General features: G+C 47.6%; 11 protein-coding genes and 1 pseudogene. 8 read left to right on the top strand and 4 right to left on the bottom strand.

Translation table 11 applies throughout. The features are described 5' to 3' along the window. Positions 1-26: 26 nt before the first annotated feature. The 3 genes and pseudogenes from trpC (at position 27) to trpA (ending at position 2,200) form a co-directional block, all read left to right on the top strand. Complete coding sequence (gene trpC / locus F5613_RS06860; protein WP_179399214.1) at positions 27-818, top strand: indole-3-glycerol phosphate synthase TrpC; 792 nt, start codon at positions 27-29, stop codon at positions 816-818. After that, positions 812-1,393 (top strand): annotated as a pseudogene (locus F5613_RS16520) (phosphoribosylanthranilate isomerase); the annotation flags it as partial. The gene trpC and the pseudogene F5613_RS16520, both read left to right, overlap by 7 nt. Positions 1,394-1,426: 33 nt before the next feature. Then, the gene (trpA, locus tag F5613_RS16515; protein ID WP_246303386.1) at positions 1,427-2,200 is read left to right on the top strand and encodes a tryptophan synthase subunit alpha; all 774 of its coding nucleotides are present in this window, start codon (positions 1,427-1,429) and stop codon (positions 2,198-2,200) included. Positions 2,201-2,202: 2 nt separating this feature from the next. On the opposite strand, the gene F5613_RS06850 is transcribed toward trpA, so the two are convergent. From F5613_RS06850 to F5613_RS06835, 4 genes are all read right to left on the bottom strand, one after another. Continuing rightward, complete coding sequence (locus F5613_RS06850; RefSeq protein ID WP_179399212.1) at positions 2,203-2,781, bottom strand: Crp/Fnr family transcriptional regulator; 579 nt, start codon at positions 2,779-2,781, stop codon at positions 2,203-2,205. Between the two features lie 89 nt (positions 2,782-2,870). Continuing rightward, positions 2,871-6,092, bottom strand: coding sequence for a carbamoyl-phosphate synthase (glutamine-hydrolyzing) large subunit (gene carB / locus F5613_RS06845; protein ID WP_179399549.1), 3,222 nt, complete (start codon positions 6,090-6,092; stop codon positions 2,871-2,873). A 29-nt stretch (positions 6,093-6,121) separates the two neighbouring features. Further along, positions 6,122-7,195, bottom strand: coding sequence for a glutamine-hydrolyzing carbamoyl-phosphate synthase small subunit (carA, locus tag F5613_RS06840; protein WP_068185713.1), 1,074 nt, complete (start codon positions 7,193-7,195; stop codon positions 6,122-6,124). Positions 7,196-7,210: 15 nt separating this feature from the next. After that, complete coding sequence (locus tag F5613_RS06835) at positions 7,211-9,085, bottom strand: amidophosphoribosyltransferase (protein ID WP_179399211.1); 1,875 nt, start codon at positions 9,083-9,085, stop codon at positions 7,211-7,213. Positions 9,086-9,451: 366 nt separating this feature from the next. Between F5613_RS06835 and gltB the strand changes: the two genes are divergently transcribed. From gltB to F5613_RS06810, 5 genes are all read left to right on the top strand, one after another. Continuing rightward, complete coding sequence (gene gltB / locus F5613_RS06830) at positions 9,452-13,963, top strand: glutamate synthase large subunit (RefSeq protein ID WP_179399210.1); 4,512 nt, start codon at positions 9,452-9,454, stop codon at positions 13,961-13,963. A 43-nt stretch (positions 13,964-14,006) separates the two neighbouring features. After that, entirely contained in the window at positions 14,007-15,416 is a 1,410-nt protein-coding gene (locus F5613_RS06825; protein WP_179399209.1) for a glutamate synthase subunit beta, read from the top strand. A 13-nt stretch (positions 15,417-15,429) separates the two neighbouring features. Continuing rightward, positions 15,430-17,094, top strand: coding sequence for an asparagine synthase B (gene asnB, locus F5613_RS06820; protein WP_179399208.1), 1,665 nt, complete (start codon positions 15,430-15,432; stop codon positions 17,092-17,094). Between the two features lie 317 nt (positions 17,095-17,411). Beyond that, positions 17,412-18,254 carry a diaminopimelate epimerase gene (gene dapF, locus F5613_RS06815; RefSeq protein ID WP_179399207.1) on the top strand — a complete coding sequence of 281 codons (843 nt, stop codon included), beginning with the start codon at positions 17,412-17,414 and terminating at the stop codon, positions 18,252-18,254. A gap of 47 nt (positions 18,255-18,301) precedes the next feature. Next, positions 18,302-19,531 (top strand): LL-diaminopimelate aminotransferase, encoded by a 1,230-nt coding sequence (locus tag F5613_RS06810; protein WP_068185729.1) that lies wholly within the window; start codon positions 18,302-18,304, stop codon positions 19,529-19,531. Positions 19,532-19,549 lie beyond the last annotated feature (18 nt).

Raw genomic sequence — 19,549 nt, 5'->3', positions numbered from 1 at the left:
GTTTATTGTATTTAATTGATAAGACAATGAAAGATATTTTACAAGATATTATTGCAAACAAACGGATTGAGGTGGCCCGTCAGGAGGAGGCTATCTCGTTGCAGACTTTGGTAAGCATGGGGAGTACGCGCCTTGACTTGCCCACTCGTTCGATGCGGGCGGCTCTGGCTGCTTCTGAAGCGGGTATCATTGCCGAGTTTAAACGGAAGTCGCCCTCCAAGGGGTGGCTGCATCCGGAAGCCAACGTGCGCGAGGTACTTCCCGCTTACGAGCTGGCAGGGGCATCGGCTTGCTCGGTGCTGACCGACAGTCTGTTTTTCGGGGGTTCGCTGGGGGATCTGGCTACGGCACGCAAGGTGGTGGATCTGCCTTTGCTACGGAAAGATTTTATTATTAACAGTTACCAGTTATACCAGGCCCGTGTGATGGGTGCGGATGCGATATTGCTGATTGCCGCCTGCCTTACGCCTGCAGAGTGCCTCAGCCTGGCCGAAACGGCTCACTCGCTTCAGCTGGAGGTATTGCTGGAGGTGCACAGCCAGCAGGAGCTGGATCACCTGAATCCGCACGTGGATATGGTGGGGGTGAATAACCGGAACCTGGGGTCGTTTCATACGGACGTGGAGAATTCGTTCCGTCTGGCCGAATTGCTGCCCAAAGAGGTGCTGAAGGTTTCGGAGAGCGGCATTGCCGATCCGCAGCTGATTTCCCGCCTGCGTAAGGTAGGGTACCGGGGGTTCCTGATTGGGGAGACGTTTATGAAGGAGGCGGACCCGGGACTTACTCTCACTCATTTTAAAGAGGCTATACCATGTTGATCAAGGTTTGTGGAATGCGCGACCCGGATAATATCAGCCGGTTGTCTGCTCTGGATATTCATTGGATGGGGTTCATCTTTTACGGGGCTTCCAAACGGTTTACGGAGTATGTGCCTGAGACGTTGCCGGGACATATCAAGAAGGTGGGTGTTTTTGTGGATGCCGACGGTTCGGAGGTGTGGAATACGGTAAAGCGATACGGGTTGGATATGGTGCAGCTGCATGGCAGCGAATCGCCGGCCCTGTGCTGGGAACTGCGTCAGGCGGGGATACCGGTCATCAAGGCTTTCGCCATCGAAACCGAAGCCGATCTGCAGGCTACCGTTGCCTACGAAGGCTGCTGCAACTACTATCTGTTTGATACCAAATGTGCCGGGTATGGTGGTTCGGGCAAGCGTTTTGACTGGTCCGTTTTATCTGCCTACAAAGGGGAGACGCCTTTCTTGCTGAGCGGCGGGATTAATCCCGACAGCTTGGGTGACCTTACGGAATTTGCCCATCCCTACTGGGTGGGGGTTGACCTGAACAGTGGCTTCGAAACGACACCGGGGATGAAGGAGGTTGATAAGCTGAAAGAATTTGTAAAATCAATAAAAAAATTACGTCGTATGAATCGTATAACGACTTTATTTAAAACCAGACAGAATAATATTTTGTCGGTTTACTTTACCGCAGGTTATCCTAACCTGAACGATACCACCCGTGTCTTGAAGGCATTGCAACAGAAGGGAATCAATCTGGTGGAGATAGGGATTCCGTTTTCGGACCCCATGGCCGACGGTCCGGTTATTCAGGAGTCGTCTACCTGTGCCCTGCGCAACGGCATGTCGCTGCGGGTGTTGTTCGACCAGTTGCGGGATATTCGTGAAGAGGTAAATATACCGCTGATACTGATGGGGTACCTCAACCCGATCATGCAGTACGGGTTCGAAAACTTTTGCCGTTCGTGTGCCGAATGCGGAATAGACGGGGTGATTATTCCCGATCTGCCCTTTGCCGATTACCTGGCGGACTATAAGGAGACGGCAGAAAAGTACAACGTGAAGGTGGTGATGCTGATTACGCCCGAAACATCGGAAGAACGTATCCGTCTGATCGATGCCCATACCGACGGATTTATCTACATGGTATCGTCGGCCTCCACTACCGGTGCCCAGCAGAGTTTCACAGAACAGAAGCAGGATTACTTCCGTCGCATCAACTCCATGCAGCTTCGTAACCCGAGGTTGATCGGATTCGGCATTTCAAACAAGGCTACCTTCGATGCAGCCTGCAGCAATGCCTCCGGTGGAATTGTTGGGAGTAAGTTCGTACAGCTTCTGGGATCGTCGGCTTCGCCCGAAATGGCTGTCGACAAGCTATTGGAAGCCTTGAACAGCTAACCTTATAGGGTACCGGCCCGTACGCGGCTTAGGGTTTCGGGGGTCATCTCCAGCAGGGAGGCAATCTGACACAAAGGGGCGCGACGAATGATTTCGGGGTTGTTCTTCAGCAGACGTTCGTAGCGCTCGCGTGCCGATTCGAAGCGGATGGAGTCTGCTTTCCGCTGTGATAAGATAAGCGATGCCTCCAGCATTTTACGGTATAGAAGTCCGATTTCGTAGTATTCGTTCGACAACTCTTCCAACGGATGGTAAGGTATTCCGTACACAACAGAGGGTTCAATGGCCTCCACCTTCAGAGGAGTGGGCTTCTGACGGAGGAAACTTTCGATGCAGATAAACATGGATCCGTTACAAGCAAAGTGTTCCGTAAGTTCGCGGTTGTTCTTGTAATAGAACTGCCGGACCATACCCTTGTAAACATACCCTATCTGATCGCTGATCTGACCTTCCTTAAACAGTAATTCGTTCTTCTTTAGCTCCGTTCGTATAAGGATAGAAGCGAATATTTCGAGCTGGTCTTCATTAAGTGGTGAAAGAAGCTGAGAAATGGCTGTGGCTGCATTCAGTTTAGTATCCATATTGAATTGTTTCTTCGACAAATGTAATTAAAAAACAATGCTCTGCAAACAATTTTGTTGCAGAGCATCTATTTTTTATGTTAAAGCGATTATTTATACTCGCTCCAGCTCTTGATCTGAATATCGTCTTCGCTTAAAGTACAGAATGCGGTGATGAAGGCAGAGGCCAGACGCGCATTGGTAATAAGCGGAATGTTCAGGTCGATGGCAGCGCGACGAATCTTGTATCCGTTGGTAAGCTCGCCCGGTGAAAGGTTCTTTGGAATGTTCACCACGAAATCGATCTGCTTCTTACGGAGCATATCCAGTGCCTGAGGCTCTCCCTCTTCGCTTGGCCAGAACACCCGTGAAACCTCGATACCGTTTTCGGCAAGCATCTTGTAGGTACCTCCGGTAGCGTACAGGTTATAGCCGTTAAGCTCCAGCAAGCGGGCGGCATCCAGCATATCCACCTTCTGTTTGGCATTACCGGTAGACAGCAGGATATTCTTTTTAGGGATGCGGTATCCTACCGAAAGCATGGACTTGAGGATAGCTTCCGAAGAATCGTCGGCTATACAGCCCACCTCACCGGTTGAAGCCATATCTACACCCAGTACCGGGTCTGCCTTCTGCAAACGCGAGAAGGAGAATTGCGAAGCCTTGATACCTACGTAATCGAGGTCGAAGTCGGTTTTGGAAGGTTTCTGCACGGGGATACCCAGCATAATCTTCGTTGCCAGTTCGATGAAGTTTATCTTAAGCACCTTGCTTACAAACGGGAAGCTTCGCGAAGCACGCAGGTTACATTCAATTACCTTGATGTCGTTTCCTTTGGCAAGGAACTGGATATTGAAGGGTCCCGATATGTTCAATTCGTGAGCGATCTGCTTGCTGATGCGTTTCACGCGTCGCAGGGTTTCGGCATATAATTTCTGGGCCGGGAACTGAATCGTAGCGTCGCCCGAGTGTACACCGGCAAACTCGATATGTTCGCTGATGGCATATAACATGATCTCGCCGTCTTTGGCTACAGCATCCAGCTCCACCTCTTTGGCGTGCTCGATAAACTGACTTACCACCACCGGATGTTTCTTCGACACGTTGGCTGCCAGCTGCAGGAAGCGCTTCAGCTCGTCGTCGTTGGAACATACGTTCATGGCTGCACCCGAAAGTACGTACGAAGGTCTTACCAATACGGGGAATCCCACTTCGGCCACGAAGGTATCTATATCGTCCAGCGAAGAAAGTTCTTTCCATCGTGGCTGATCGATTCCGAGACGGTCGAGCATGGCCGAGAACTTGTGACGGTCTTCTGCATTATCGATGCTCTTGGCCGAGGTTCCCAGGATGTTAACCCGTTGTTCGTCCAGGCGCATGGCCAGGTTATTAGGAATCTGTCCGCCTGTTGAAAGCACCACTCCGTGGGGATTTTCAAGTTCGAGGATATCCATCACCCGCTCGAAGGTAAGTTCGTCGAAGTAAAGGCGGTCGCACATATCGTAGTCGGTACTTACCGTTTCGGGGTTGTAGTTGATCATAACCGAACGCCAGCCCTCCTTACGGATGGTATTGAGCGCGTTTACACCACACCAGTCGAATTCCACCGAGCTACCGATACGATAGGCTCCGGAACCCAGTACCACGATTGAGCGGTGGTCGCCCAGGTAGCCCACATCGTTGGTTGTTCCGTTGTAGGTAAGGTACAGGTAATTGGTCTGTGCCGGATATTCGGCTGCCAGCGTATCGATCTGTTTCACCACCGGAACAATGCCGCGGAATTTGCGGTTCTGACGGATCTTCAGCATCGACTTCTCCACATCGGTCATGCTATCCTTGTAAAGGGCGCGTGCCAGCTGAAAGTCAGAGAAGCCTTGTTGTTTGGCGTGCAGCAGCAGCTGATCAGACACTTCGGTAATTTCGGAGTAACTCTCAAGCTCGTTGGCTGTCTGAATAATGCCATATAATTTCTGCAGGAACCAGCGGTCTATCTTAGTAAGATCGTGAATCTGATCGATGGTATATCCTTTGCGGAAAGCCTTGCTTATCACAAAGATACGGGTATCGGTAGGTTCGTTCAGCGATTTGTCTATATCCTCTATCACAAGTTCCTTGTTCTCTACAAACCCGTGCATACCGGCACCAATCATACGAAGACCCTTCTGCAGGGACTCCTCGAAGGTACGACCAATGGCCATCACCTCTCCTACCGATTTCATACTGCTGCCCAACTCGCGGGAAACACCGTGGAACTTACCAAGGTCCCAGCGCGGAATCTTACATACCACATAGTCGAGGGCCGGTTCGAAGAAGGCCGAGGTTGTTTTGGTTACCGAGTTCTTAAGATCGAAAAGTCCGTATCCCAATCCCAGTTTGGCAGCCACAAAAGCCAAAGGATAACCGGTTGCTTTGGAAGCCAGGGCCGAAGAGCGGCTCAGACGGGCATTCACCTCGATTACCCGGTAATCTTCCGAATAGGGGTCGAAGGCGTACTGTACGTTACATTCACCCACGATACCGATGTGGCGGATGATACGGATAGCCAGTTCGCGCAGTTTATGATATTCGGCATTGGTAAGTGTCTGCGAAGGAGCGATAACGATACTTTCGCCGGTATGGATTCCCAGGGGGTCGAAGTTTTCCATATTACAAACCGTAATACAGTTGTCGAAACGGTCGCGTACCACTTCGTATTCAACCTCTTTCCAACCTTTGAGACTCTTCTCCACCAATACCTGGGGTGAGAATGAGAAGGCTTTCTCAACCAGCTTATCCAGCTCGTCTTCGTTGTCGCAGAATCCGCTGCCCAATCCTCCTAAAGCATAGGCGGCACGTATGATAACCGGATAACCCAGTTCGCGTGCGGCACGACGGGCATCTTCCATGTTTTCGACCGCTTCGCTCTGGATGGTCTTAACATCGATCTCGTTCAGTTTCTGTACAAAGAGTTCGCGGTCTTCGGTATCCATGATAGCCTGAACCGGAGTACCCAGCACCTGTACATTGTATTTTTCCAGTACACCGCTCTGGTAAAGTGCTACCCCGCAGTTAAGCGCAGTCTGACCACCAAAAGCGAGTAATATTCCATCCGGACGTTCCTTGGCGATTACCTTTTCCACAAAAAAAGGAGTTACCGGCAAAAAATAGATTTGATCGGCTACCCCTTCGGATGTCTGAACTGTGGCAATGTTCGGATTGATAAGAACTGTATAAATGCCTTCTTCCCGAATCGCTTTCAGCGCTTGTGAACCGGAGTAGTCAAATTCACCGGCTTCTCCAATCTTCAGTGCGCCTGAACCGAGAACCAGGACTTTCTTTATCTTGTCTTTTATTTCGTTCATGTGTCTAATTTTTAAGCCTGTTAAAGCAATTCTACAAATTTATCAAAAAGGAATTCCGTATCCGTAGGTCCGCTGCATGCTTCGGGATGAAACTGTGCAGAGAAATAGGGTTTGGTCTTATGCTTGATTCCTTCGTTGGTGCCATCGTTCATGTTGATGAACAGCGGTTCCCAATCGGCTCCCAGGGTGGAATTGTCTACGGCGTAACCGTGATTCTGACTGGTGATAAAGCATCGCTCCGTACCTACCATCCGAACGGGTTGGTTGTGACTACGATGTCCGTATTTCAATTTGTAGATAGAGGCGCCTCCTGCCTTTGCCAATAGTTGATTACCCATGCAGATACCGCAGATGGGTGTATTACGTTCCATGGCTTTACGTATGTTTATCACCGCAGCCTCGCAGGTATCCGGGTCGCCCGGACCGTTACTGATAAATAGTCCGTCGTACTCCATGTTGGTAAAGTCGTAATTCCAGGGTACGCGTATCACCGTTACGTCTCGCTTCAGCAAGCAACGGATAATGTTATGCTTCACCCCGCAGTCTACCAGCACCACTTTTTTCGAGCCGTTACCGTAGGTAATCACCTCCTTGCAGCTTACGATGTCTACCTGGTTGATAAGGTTGGGGTCAACAAAATCGATTTCGTCTGCAGCATCGAACACAATTTTCCCCTTCATTGAGCCCTTTTCGCGCAATAGTTTAGTCAGCTCGCGGGTATCTATCCCATAGATTCCGGCTACTTTCTCATCTTTCAGCCAGCTACCCAGACTTTCCACAGCATTCCAGTGACTGTATTCGAAGGAGTAGTCTGATACGATAATGGCTTCCGCATGGATTTTTTCACTTTCCATAAAGGTTGCCAGTCCGTTTGCTTCGAACGTACGGGGAGGAACCCCATAATTCCCTACCAACGGATAGGTCAGCACCATAAGCTGTCCGGAATACGACGGGTCGGTAAGACTCTCCGGATAGCCTGTCATGGCGGTGTTGAATACTACTTCGCCGGCCGTAGCCTTTTCATAGCCAAATGATTTTCCGTGAAAAACACTTCCATCGTCCAGCAGCAATTGTACAGTTCTTTGTTGTTGCATATCGGTTGTAATAAATCAAATTTCTCCTTCAATATAATTAATGTAAGCCTGATTTACCAGACGTGTACCGCCGGGTGTGGGATAATCTCCCGAAAAATACCAGTCGCCTTTGTGATTGGGGCAAGAGGCATGCAGACCTTCTATATCCTGATAAACAATTTCTACGGCAGCACGGGTTCCCTTTGGGGTAAGAATTTCGGCAATCTTGGCCGAAATTTCTTCGTTGGTAAAGGGAGCATAGATATCCTTCACGTAGTTTACCAAAACTCCGTCCGTTTTTTGCTGTTGTTCCTTTGCCTTGGTGTAGGTTTCCATTATCAGGTTTTCCATGCCTCGCTCACGCAGCAGTTCGATGGCTGCACGGAAGGCAATGAATTCCTTCATTTTGGACATATCGATACCGTAATAATCGGGATAACGTACCTGCGGAGAGGAAGACACCACCACTATCTTCTTGGGATGCAGGCGGTCCAGTATACCGATGATACTTTGGCGCAGGGTTGTACCCCTTACGATACTGTCGTCTATCACCACCAGGTTATCTTCGTTGGGATTCAGACTTCCGTATGTTATATCGTATACGTGGGCTGCAAGGTCGTTGCGGGTGTTGCCTTCAGCAATAAAGGTACGTAGTTTTATATCTTTGATCGCTACTTTCTCGGTTCGTACCGACATGGAGAGGATATCCTTCAGCTCGTCGGCCGAGAGTTCCTGTGCCTGCGAGATCCGCTCCATCTTCCGGTGGTTGAGGTATTCGTTTACCCCTTCCAGCATGCCGTAGTAGGCTACCTCGGCGGTATTGGGAATAAAGGAAAAGACGGTATGCTTCAGGTCGTAATTTACGGCCTTGAGAATAGATCCTACCAGGTTATGGCCCAAACTCTTCCTTTCTTTATAGATATCGGCATCACTACCCCGCGAAAAGTAAATCCGCTCGAACGAGCATGCTTTGCGTTCCTTGGGTTCCATGATGGTTGCCGTGCGCCACTCTCCCTTTTTGTTTACCAGCAGTGCCTGTCCTGGGTCGAGCTCTTTTACATCGTCCAGTTGCACGTTCATCACGGTCTGAATAACCGGGCGTTCCGATGCCAGCACAACAATCTCGTCGTCGGCATAATAGAAAGCCGGACGTATACCCCAGGGATCGCGTACACTGAAGGCCTCTCCGCTTCCGGTAAGACCACAGATCACGTAACCTCCGTCCCACTGGGGACTGCATTTACGGAGCATATTGGATAGATCTACGTGCTCTTCAATGGCATGTGTGATATCCATGCCTCTCAATCCCTCTTTCTCGTATTGCTGATACAAACGTTCTATTTCGCGGTCCAGGCGATGTCCCATCTGCTCCAACATGATGTAGGTGTCTGAGTATTTACGGGGATGCTGACCGATCGAGGTAATTTCCTCAAATATGGTATCGACGTTTGTAAGATTGAAGTTACCGCATAAGGCAAGATTTTTTGCTCTCCAGTTGTTGCGGCGTAAAAAAGGATGTATATAGGATATTCCGGATTTACCGGTTGTACTGTAGCGAAGATGACCTAAATATAATTCTCCGGCAAAGGGAAGCCGGCTTTTAGCGTAGAGGGGATCGTTGAGTTCCTGCGGGGATATATCTTTAAAGTTGCGGTAAACGGCATCAAAGATTTCGGTAATGGCTCCGGTTCCCATCGCTCTTTCCCTGAACATATATTCTTCTCCGGTGTGGGCTTCTAACTTTACGCATGCCAGTCCCGCGCCCTCCTGTCCACGGTTATGCTGCTTTTCCATCAACAAATAGAGCTTGTTAAGCCCATACATCCAGCTACCGTATTTATTGTGATAATACTCTAAAGGCTTTAATAAACGGACCATGGCTACGCCACACTCGTGTTTAAGTTGTTCCATCTGATTTTGTCTTGTTTAATTCCCGCTGCAAAGATACTTAGATTGTATTACATTATGACAATTTTTTCAGGAAAATAAATGACACTTTCATCGAATTATTCTTATTTGAGTGCAAATAGTTAATTAATCTTTATTATTAAATACAATTAGATATAATTTCAAATAGATACCTTTAGGTGGTTTTTTAGTTTAAATATGTAATATATATAGCTCTAAATACAAACATTTATCACTTAAAGGCAAAAACAGGTGAATTTAACCGTATCAAATCAATCTCCATTATTTACATTATGAAATATATATTCTATATTTGCGAATCAGAATGATTACTAAAATAAGATAAACACAAACATAAGGTCAACAATAATGAAAGAAAGAAGTCTTTTTAACAATGAGAAGGGACTATACAACTTCTCGTACGAACACGATGCTTGCGGAGTAGGAATGTTGGTCAATATCCACGGAGGCAAATCACATGAAATTGTTGAGTCTGCGCTGAAGGTTTTGGAGAACATGCAACACCGCGGAGCAGAGGGGGCGGATAACAAAACCGGTGATGGCGCTGGTATCCTGCTTCAGATACCTCATGAATTTATTTTGCTGCAAGGTATTCCGGTTCCCGAAAAGGGAAAGTACGGAACAGGACTTCTTTTCTTACCGAAGGAAAGCAAATTACAGGATGTAATTCTGAGTATCCTGATTGAAGAGATTGAAAAAGAAGGTCTAACATTGATGCATCTGCGTAAAGTGCCTGTTAACTCGTCTATCTTGGGAACGGATGCACTATCTACCGAACCGGACATCCGTCAGATTTTTGTAACCGGTTGTAACGATCAGGCTCTTCTGGAGAAGAAGCTTTACCTGATCCGCAAGCGTGTGGAGAAGAAGATAAGACAGACCAATGCCGAAATCAGACAAGATTTTTACATCGTTTCGCTGTCTACATGTAGTATCATATATAAAGGTATGTTGTCGTCCATGCAATTGCGACACTATTTCCCTGACCTTACCAACAGTTATTTTACAAGTGGTCTGGCGCTGGTACATTCGCGCTTCAGTACAAATACATTCCCAACCTGGAGTCTGGCGCAGCCTTTCCGTCTGCTGGCGCACAACGGCGAGATCAACACCGTACGCGGAAACCGGGGATGGATGGAGGCACGCGAAAGCGTGTTGAACTCGCCGGAACTAGGCAATATAGAAGACATCTGCCCCATTATCCAACCAGGGATGAGCGACAGTGCTTCATTAGATAATGTACTTGAATTTTTGGTTGCATCGGGTATGAGTCTGCCTCATGCCATGTCTATGCTGGTTCCCGAAAGCTTCAACGAGAAGAACCCGATTTCGGAAGATCTGAAAGCATTCTACGAATACCATAGTATTTTAATGGAGCCATGGGATGGTCCCGCCGCCCTGCTTTTCTCGGATGGCCGCTATGCCGGAGGAATGCTGGATCGTAACGGTTTACGTCCGGCCCGTTATCTGATTACCAAAGACGATATGATGGTGGTAGCTTCCGAAGTGGGAGTAATGGATTTTGAAGCAAATCAGATCAAGGAAAAAGGTCGTCTTCAGCCGGGTAAGATTCTGTTGGTGGACACTCAAAAGGGTGAGATCTATTACGACGGCGAACTTAAAAAACAGTTGGCCGAAGCAAAACCATACCGTACCTGGCTTACCAACAACCGCGTTGAGCTGGATGAGTTGAAATCGGGACGTAAGGTGGAAAACAAGGTACCCAACTACGAACGTTTACTTCGCACGTTCAACTTTTCGGGCGAAGATATCGAACGGATCATCATCCCCATGGCTTACTCGGGGGCGGAACCTGTATCTTCTATGGGTAACGATACGCCGCTGGCGGTGCTTTCATCCAAACCTCAGCTGCTTTTCAACTATTTCCGGCAACAATTCGCTCAGGTTACCAACCCCCCTATCGATCCGATACGTGAAGAGCTGGTGATGAGTTTGGATGAATACATCGGCGCAGTGGGAAACAATATATTGGTACCCGACGAGATGCATTGCAAGATGGTGAAGCTCAATTACCCGATACTGAGCAACACCCAACTGGATATTCTGTGCAACATCCGCTACAAAGGGTTCAACTCCCTTAAATTACCAATGCTTTATGAGGTATCCAAAGGAAAAGAAGGCCTTCACGAAGCTATTGCAAAACTCTGCAAAGAGGCAGAACAATCCGTACGACAAGGGGTGAACTACATTATATTATCCGACAAGAATGTGGATGCCAAATTTGCTCCTATTCCCTCTTTGCTGGCCCTTTCTGCCATTCATCATCACCTGGTTTCTGTACAGAAGCGTGTACAGACAGCCCTGATTGTGGAATCCGGCGAAGTGCGCGAAGTAATGCATGCAGCGCTGTTGCTTGGTTACGGTGCAAGCGCCATCAATCCTTACATGGCTTTTGCCGTACTGGATGATTTGGTAAAGAAACAGGAAATTCAGCTGAATTACGAAACAGCAGAGAAAAACTATATTAAATCCATCTGCAAAGGATTATTCAAAATTATGAGTAAAATGGGGATCTCGACCATTCGAAGCTACCGCGGCGCCAAATTGTTTGAAGCCGTAGGTTTGTCGGAAGAGCTTACCCGCACCTACTTTGGAGGTACCACCTCGGCCATCGGAGGTATCGGACTGGATGAGATCGCCGAAGACACGGCAGCCATGCATAAAGAGGCCTTCCAGGGTGAAGTAGACGAGCTATTGCCTAACAAGGGTATATATAGTTACCGTACCGACGGGGAGAAACATGCGTGGAATCCGGAAACGATTTCGACGTTACAGCTTGCCACCCGCCTGGGAAGTTATAAGAAATTTAAAGAATACTCGAAGATAGTGGACGAGAAGGAAGAGCCCATCTTTGTACGCGATTTCCTCGAATTTAAACGCAACCCGATCTCCATCGATCAGGTAGAACCTGCTGCAAACATCATGAAACGGTTTGTTACAGGTGCCATGAGCTATGGTTCAATCAGTAAGGAGGCGCACGAAACCATGGCATTGGCCATGAACGTGATCAAGGGCAGAAGCAACACCGGCGAAGGTGGTGAAGATGCTGCCAGATTCGCTCCGCTGGAAAACGGACTATCCCTTCGTTCGGCTATCAAGCAGGTGGCTTCGGGACGTTTTGGGGTTACCACCGAATACCTGGTTAATGCAGACGAGATACAGATTAAGATCGCACAGGGTGCCAAGCCCGGTGAAGGAGGGCAGCTTCCGGGTTACAAGGTAGACGATGTGATTGCCCGTACACGTCACTCCATACCGGGCATCTCCCTTATTTCTCCGCCTCCCCACCACGATATTTACTCAATCGAAGATCTTGCACAGCTTATCTTCGATCTTAAAAATGTGAACCCCAGAGCCGAAATCAGCGTTAAGCTTGTATCGGAAAGTGGTGTAGGGACCATTGCTGCGGGGGTTGCCAAGGCTAAAGCCGACCGTATTGTAATATCCGGAGCCGAAGGAGGAACCGGTGCCAGTCCGTCAAGCTCGATCCGTTACGCAGGTCTACCACCCGAAATCGGACTAAGTGAAACTCAGCAGACCCTTGTTATTAACGGTCTGAGAGGTCAGGTTACTTTGCAGACCGACGGTCAGATTAAAACCGGCCGCGACATCGTAATGATGGCTATGCTGGGAGCCGAAGAGTATGGCTTCGCAACCTCAGCGCTCATTGTGCTGGGATGTGTAATGATGCGCAAATGCCACCTTAACACCTGTCCGGTGGGTGTTGCTACCCAAGATGCCGAGCTTAGGAAACGTTTTCTGGGTAAATATGAATACCTTGTTAACTTCTTTAACTACCTGGCTGAAGAGGTTCGCGAACACTTGGCCGAAATGGGATTCACCAAACTGGATGATATTATCGGTCGCACGGATCTGATCGTACGCAGAGCGTCGTACTCTAATAAGAAATTCAACACCCTTAATTTCTCAAGGTTGCTGCATCTGCCGGAGCAGGCATCAGCCACAGCCATCCACCATTGCAGCTGTCAGGATCACAACATCGAAACAGTGAAGGACAAGGAGATTATCCAGCATGCCATGCCGGCTATCGAGTCGCTTAAAGAGATCTCGCTGGATTATACCATTGCCAATACAGACCGCAGCGTGGGTGCCATGTTATCGGGCGTAATTGCTTCTAAATACGGAAACGATGGCCTTCCTGAAGATACGCTGAACATCAAGTTCAAGGGATCTGCCGGACAGAGTTTCGGAGCTTTTCTGGCACACGGTGTACACTTCAAGCTGGAGGGCGAAGCAAACGATTACCTGGGTAAAGGTCTGAGCGGCGGCCGTATTTCGGTTATGCCTCCGATCCGTTCAACCTTTATTGCAGAAGAAAACACCATTGCAGGCAATACCTTGCTTTATGGTGCTACATCCGGACAAGTGTTTATTAATGGACGGGTAGGCGAACGTTTCTGCGTAAGAAACTCGGGAGCCATTGCCGTTGTAGAAGGAGTAGGCGATCATTGCTGCGAATATATGACCGGTGGACGGGTAGTTGTACTGGGTAGCACCGGACGGAACTTTGCCGCAGGGATGAGTGGTGGTGTTGCTTATGTATGGAATCAGAACAACGATTTCGATTACTTCTGCAACATGGAGATGGTAGAGCTTTCTTTAATTGAAGAAAACAGTTACCGCAAGGAATTGCACGAGTTAATCCGCATGCATTACTACTATACCGGCAGTAAACTGGCTAAGACCATGTTGGATTCATGGAGTAAATATGTGGATCAGTTCATCCAGATTGTGCCTATCGAATACAAGAAGGTACTTCAGGAAGAGCAGATGAAGAAGCTGCAACGTAAAATTGCAGATATGCAACGTGATTATTAATCCGTGTAGTCAATTAGTTAGTAACGTTTAAAAGATCAAGACAATGGGAAATCCTAAAGCATTTCTTACAATAAATAGAAAAGAGGCAGGTTACAGACCTGTACACGACCGCATCAATGATTTTGGAGAGGTAGAGCAGACCCTGAACACAAGCGACCGGATGAAACAAGCCTCTCGCTGCATGGACTGCGGTGTACCTTTCTGCCACTGGGCTTGTCCCCTTGGCAACAAACAACCCGAATGGCAGCATTTAATATATACGGGCAAATGGAAAGAGGCCTATCAGGTGCTTGAGTCTACTTGCGACTTTCCGGAGTTCACCGGCAGGATATGTCCGGCTCCCTGCGAGAAAAGCTGTGTACTCAAACTAAGTGCCAACGAACCGGTAACCATCCGCGAAAACGAAGTATCCATTGCCGAAAGGGCCTTTCAGGAGGGATATATCAAAGTGCATACGCCTGTACGTAACGGCAAGAAAGTAGCGGTTATAGGTTCCGGACCTGCCGGATTAACTGCAGCAAACCGACTGAACCGCAAAGGGTATACGGTAACGGTATTCGAGAAAAATGAAATGGTCGGAGGATTGCTTCGGTACGGAATACCGAACTTCAAGCTTGCCAAGAACATTGTGGAACGCCGTATCGACCTGATGAAGGAAGAGGGAGTGATCTTTAAAACCGGGGTTCAGGTGGATACATTGCCCGAAGGTTTTGATGCATATTGTATAGCTATTGGCGCGGAGGTTCCGAGAGACCTGCCCATCGAAGGTCGAAAGCTGAAAGGGATCCATTTCGCTATGGAGTATCTGGCGCAACAGAACCGGCTGCTGGAAAGTATTCCGGTTGCTCCCGAAACACTGATAAATGCAAAAGGAAAGAAAGTATTAGTAATTGGAGGGGGCGATACCGGATCGGACTGTGTTGGGACTGCCAACCGCCAGAAGGCTGTCAAAATCACTCAGATTGAGATTCTGGATAAACCGCCTGTAGGATATAATCCAACAACTCCCTGGCCATCCATGTATCCGCAGGTACTGAAAACATCCAGTTCGCACGAAGAGGGATGCGAACGGAGATGGAATCTTACCAGCTGCCGCTTTATAGGAGAAAAAGGTGTATTAAAAGAGGTTGAAGTAGAAGAGGTTATCTGGACTAAGGGCGAAGATGGCCGTGTGCAGATGCAACCGACAGGCAAAAAAGAGATTATCGAGGCTGATCTGGTATTTTTGGCCATGGGATTTGTTCATCCCGTACAGGAGGGACTTATCAAATCGTCTAATCTTTCCACCGACAATCGTAAAAATATCATCGTAGATAAGTCTTTCAAAAGCAGTGCATCCAATGTGTTTGCTTGCGGAGACGCCACTACCGGAGCAAGTTTGGTGGTAAAGGCGATGGCTGCAGGCCGTGATACGGCAAAGGCGATCGACTCTTACCTATCGTCAATAATATAAAAAAAGAAATCGTATGTGTGGTATAGTAGCAATATTCAATATTGAATCTCAATCGGAAGCTTTACGTAAGCAAGCGTTGAAAATGTCGAAACGTATTCGTCACCGGGGACCCGACTGGTCTGGAATTTATGCCGAAGAGCATGCTATTCTGGCCCACGAGAGACTCTCCATAGTAGATCCGCAGTCGGGTGGACAACCGCTTAAAAACAAGGAGGGAAATATCATCCTTTGTGTTAACGGCGAGATTTACAATCACCGGGAGATCCGGGCGGCGCTTAAAGACGAATATGAATTTCAGACAGGTTCCGATTGTGAGGTGATTCTTGCTCTGTACCAGAAGAAAGGAATCGACTTTCTGGAAGATCTGAACGGTATTTTTGCTTTTGCTCTGTACGATGCCCGGCAAAACACCTTTCTTATTGCACGTGACCCTATCGGGGTAATTCCTCTTTATATGGGTTACGACGATCAAGGGCACTTGATGGTGGCTTCGGAACTGAAGGCGCTGGAAGGGGTATGTGCCCACTATGAGCCTTTCTTGCCGGGACATTACTATTACAGCGAAGATGCCGAACCTACACGCTGGTATACCCGTGAGTGGCTGGATTATGAAACCGTTAAAAACAACGATGCGGATGTAAACGAGCTGCGGGAAGCTATGGAAGCTGCCGTTCAAAGACAGCTGATGAGTGATGTGCCTTACGGCGTTTTACTGTCCGGCGGACTGGATTCGTCTATCATTTCGGCGATAGCGAAAAAATATGCAGCCAAACGTATCGAAACCGATAGTCAATCGGATGCCTGGTGGCCTCAACTCCACTCCTTTGCCGTTGGATTGAAAGGGGCACCCGACCTGGCTGCTGCCAAAAAGGTAGCCGATCATATCGGCACGGTACACCATGAAATCAATTACACCGTACAGGAAGGTCTGGATGCAATTCGCGATGTAATCTACAATATTGAAACCTACGACGTTACTACCGTAAGAGCCTCTACTCCCATGTATCTGCTTGCCCGTGTGATAAAGTCCATGGGTATCAAAATGGTGCTTTCGGGTGAAGGAGCCGACGAGGTGTTTGGCGGTTACCTCTATTTTCATAAAGCGCCCAATGCAGCCGCCTTCCACGAGGAGACGATCCGTAAATTGAGCAAGCTGCATCTGTATGATTGTCTGCGTGCCAACAAATCACTTAGTGCCTGGGGAGTGGAAGGACGTGTCCCTTTTCTGGATAAGGAATTTCTGGATGTAGCCATGCGCATCAACCCGGCAGCAAAAATGGCTCCCGGTAAAGTTATCGAGAAAAAGATTCTTCGGGAAGCCTTTTCCGACATGTTACCGCAGGAGATCGCCTGGCGACAGAAAGAGCAATTTTCGGACGGAGTGGGTTACAATTGGATAGATACGCTTAAGAAAGTAACATCCCAGGCGGTAACCGACCAGGCCATGGCTCATGCTTCGAAACGATTCCCCATCAATACGCCTCAGAACAAAGAGGAATACTATTACCGGACTATCTTTGAAGAGCATTTTCCATCATCTTCGGCAGCCCGTTCCGTTCCTTCCGTTCCATCGGTAGCCTGTAGCACTCCGGAGGCATTGGCTTGGGACTCATCATTCAGCAACCTAAATGATCCGTCGGGGCGTGCCGTTAAAGGTGTTCATGCCGACTCATACTAATTTAACACTCTATTTATATTCAATCCGGATTCGATTTGATACTGTAAAAACAACAGTATCTATCGGGTCCGGTTTTTTTGTTCCGCAAAAAAAGATAAACTCTGGGAAACGGAATGAGAGACAATATAACAATATGTAATTCAGACCATGGTATAACTTACAATTTGCAAGTTTTGATATACCTATAAAATCAATACAAAAGATTAACAATATTTTTTACATAAAACAAACAAAAAACATTGAAGATATAACATTACGACGTATATTTGCATTATAACAAAACAAAAAGTAAGTATAAACAAGATATAAGGAATAATATGACAAACCGGGTTAAGTTTACAAAGATGCATGGAGCGGGTAACGACTATATATACGTCAACACGTTGAAGTATACCATAGAAGATCCGGAAAGTTTCGCTAAGAAGTGGAGCTGCTACCGCACAGGCATCGGGTCGGACGGTTTGGTTTTAATTGGTTCATCATCGGTTGCCGATTTCAGTATGCGCATTTTTAATGCAGATGGCTCGGAGGCCATGATGTGTGGAAATGCATCACGCTGCATAGGAAAGTATGTCTTCGAAGAGGGGCTTACAAAGAAAACAGTCCTCACCCTTGAAACACTTTCCGGAATCAAAGAGCTCTTTCTTTCTGTACAGGATGGTATAGTAACCGAAGTTACCGTAGATATGGGTAACCCGAAGCTGGAAGAGGTTACACTGGCAGACGGCAGCAAAGACATCCTGGTATATCAGGCAGTATCTGCGGGCAATTACACATTCAAGGGTACAGCCGTTTCCATGGGAAATCCGCATTTGGTAATCTTTGTGGATGCGGTTGAAGAGATCGATCTTGCCAAAATAGGGCCGCTCTTTGAATATCACCCCTACTTCCCACAACGGGTAAATGTAGAGTTTGCACAGATTATCAGCAAGAAAGAGGTGCGGATGCGGGTATGGGAAAGAGGTTCGGGTATTACTTCCGCCTGTGGTACAGGCGCCTGTGCTACCGCCGTTGCCGCCGTAATAAACCAAAAGACAGACCGGGAAGTAAAAATAGTTATGGATGGTGGTCCATTAACCATCAAATGGGATTCTGCAACACAAAAAGTATTTATGACGGGCGACGCCGTCAAAGTTTATGAAGGCGAATTAAGCCTCTGATTAAAAGCATGACACAACAAGAAGAACAACAACAAAAACGGAGAAGTATGGCACTTGTTAATGAACATTTTCTGAAGTTACCGGGTAATTACCTTTTTTCGGATATAGCGAAAAAGGTAAATACATACAAGGTTACTCATCCGAAAGAAAAAATTATCCGCCTTGGAATTGGCGACGTTACACAGCCCCTGGCTCCAGCCATTATTGAAGCGATGCACAAAGCGGTTGATGAGATGGCTGTACAGGAGACTTTCAGAGGATACGGACCCGAACAGGGCTATTCTTTTCTGATTGACACCATTTTAAAAAATGATTTTGCAAGCAGAGGTATCTCGCTGGAACCAAGCGAGATCTTTATCAGCGACGGAGCAAAAAGCGATACTGGAAATATTGGAGATATTCTTCGTCACGACAACAGCGTTGGAGTTACCGATCCGGTTTACCCGGTTTACATAGACTCGAACGTGATGGGTGCAAGGGCAGGCAATCTTGAATCTGGCAAATGGAGCAATATTGTGTATATACCCTGCCTTGCCGAAAATGATTTTATTCCGGAGTTACCATCCAGGAGAGTGGATATTTTATATCTCTGCTATCCCAATAACCCAACCGGAACAACACTAACCAAAGACGAACTGAAAAGATGGGTTAACTATGCATTGGCCAACGATACGCTCATTCTATTCGATGCAGCTTACGAAGCCTATATACAGGATCCGGACATCCCCCACTCTATTTACGAGATCAAAGGGGCAAAGAAGGTGGCCATCGAGTTCAGAAGTTTTTCAAAAACGGCCGGTTTCACAGGAATGCGATGCGGATATACCGTTGTACCTAAAGAACTGAACGGATTTACATTGGAAGGAGAGCGCGTACAGCTTAACAAGCTATGGAACCGCCGGCAATGTACAAAATTTAATGGAACTAATTACATCACTCAACGAGCAGCGGAGGCTGTTTATTCGCCTGAAGGTAAAGAGCAGGTGAAAGAGATTATTAATTATTATATGACCAACGCCCGTATCATGAAAGAGGGTTTACAGCAGTGCGGACTTAAGGTGTATGGTGGCGATAATGCCCCTTACCTGTGGATTAAAACTCCGAAAGGACTCACTTCCTGGAAATTCTTCGAAAAAATGCTTTACGAAGTGAGCATTGTGGGTACACCAGGCGTTGGATTTGGTCCCAGTGGCGAAGGTTACCTTCGTCTCACAGCTTTCGGTGACAGGGATAATACCCTGGAGGCTATGGCCAGGCTTAAAAAATGGCTGATATAATTTGAAGAGAGGCGCCCT

Source organism: Macellibacteroides fermentans (assembly GCF_013409575.1).
GTDB classification, from domain to species: domain Bacteria; phylum Bacteroidota; class Bacteroidia; order Bacteroidales; family Tannerellaceae; genus Macellibacteroides; species Macellibacteroides fermentans.
This window is presented reverse-complemented; position numbering and strand designations above follow the sequence as displayed.

Excerpts from the sequence above, each read along its gene's own strand:
- trpC (WP_179399214.1), top strand. The coding sequence starts at position 27 with ATGAAAGATATTTTACAAGATATTATTGCAAACAAACGGATTGAGGTG.
- trpA (WP_246303386.1), top strand. The coding sequence starts at position 1,427 with ATGAATCGTATAACGACTTTATTTAAAACCAGACAGAATAATATTTTG.
- F5613_RS06850 (WP_179399212.1), bottom strand. The coding sequence starts at position 2,781 with ATGGATACTAAACTGAATGCAGCCACAGCCATTTCTCAGCTTCTTTCA.
- carA (WP_068185713.1), bottom strand. The coding sequence starts at position 7,195 with ATGCAACAACAAAGAACTGTACAATTGCTGCTGGACGATGGAAGTGTT.
- F5613_RS06835 (WP_179399211.1), bottom strand. The coding sequence starts at position 9,085 with ATGGAACAACTTAAACACGAGTGTGGCGTAGCCATGGTCCGTTTATTA.
- gltB (WP_179399210.1), top strand. The coding sequence starts at position 9,452 with ATGAAAGAAAGAAGTCTTTTTAACAATGAGAAGGGACTATACAACTTC.
- F5613_RS06825 (WP_179399209.1), top strand. The coding sequence starts at position 14,007 with ATGGGAAATCCTAAAGCATTTCTTACAATAAATAGAAAAGAGGCAGGT.
- asnB (WP_179399208.1), top strand. The coding sequence starts at position 15,430 with ATGTGTGGTATAGTAGCAATATTCAATATTGAATCTCAATCGGAAGCT.
- dapF (WP_179399207.1), top strand. The coding sequence starts at position 17,412 with ATGACAAACCGGGTTAAGTTTACAAAGATGCATGGAGCGGGTAACGAC.
- F5613_RS06810 (WP_068185729.1), top strand. The coding sequence starts at position 18,302 with ATGGCACTTGTTAATGAACATTTTCTGAAGTTACCGGGTAATTACCTT.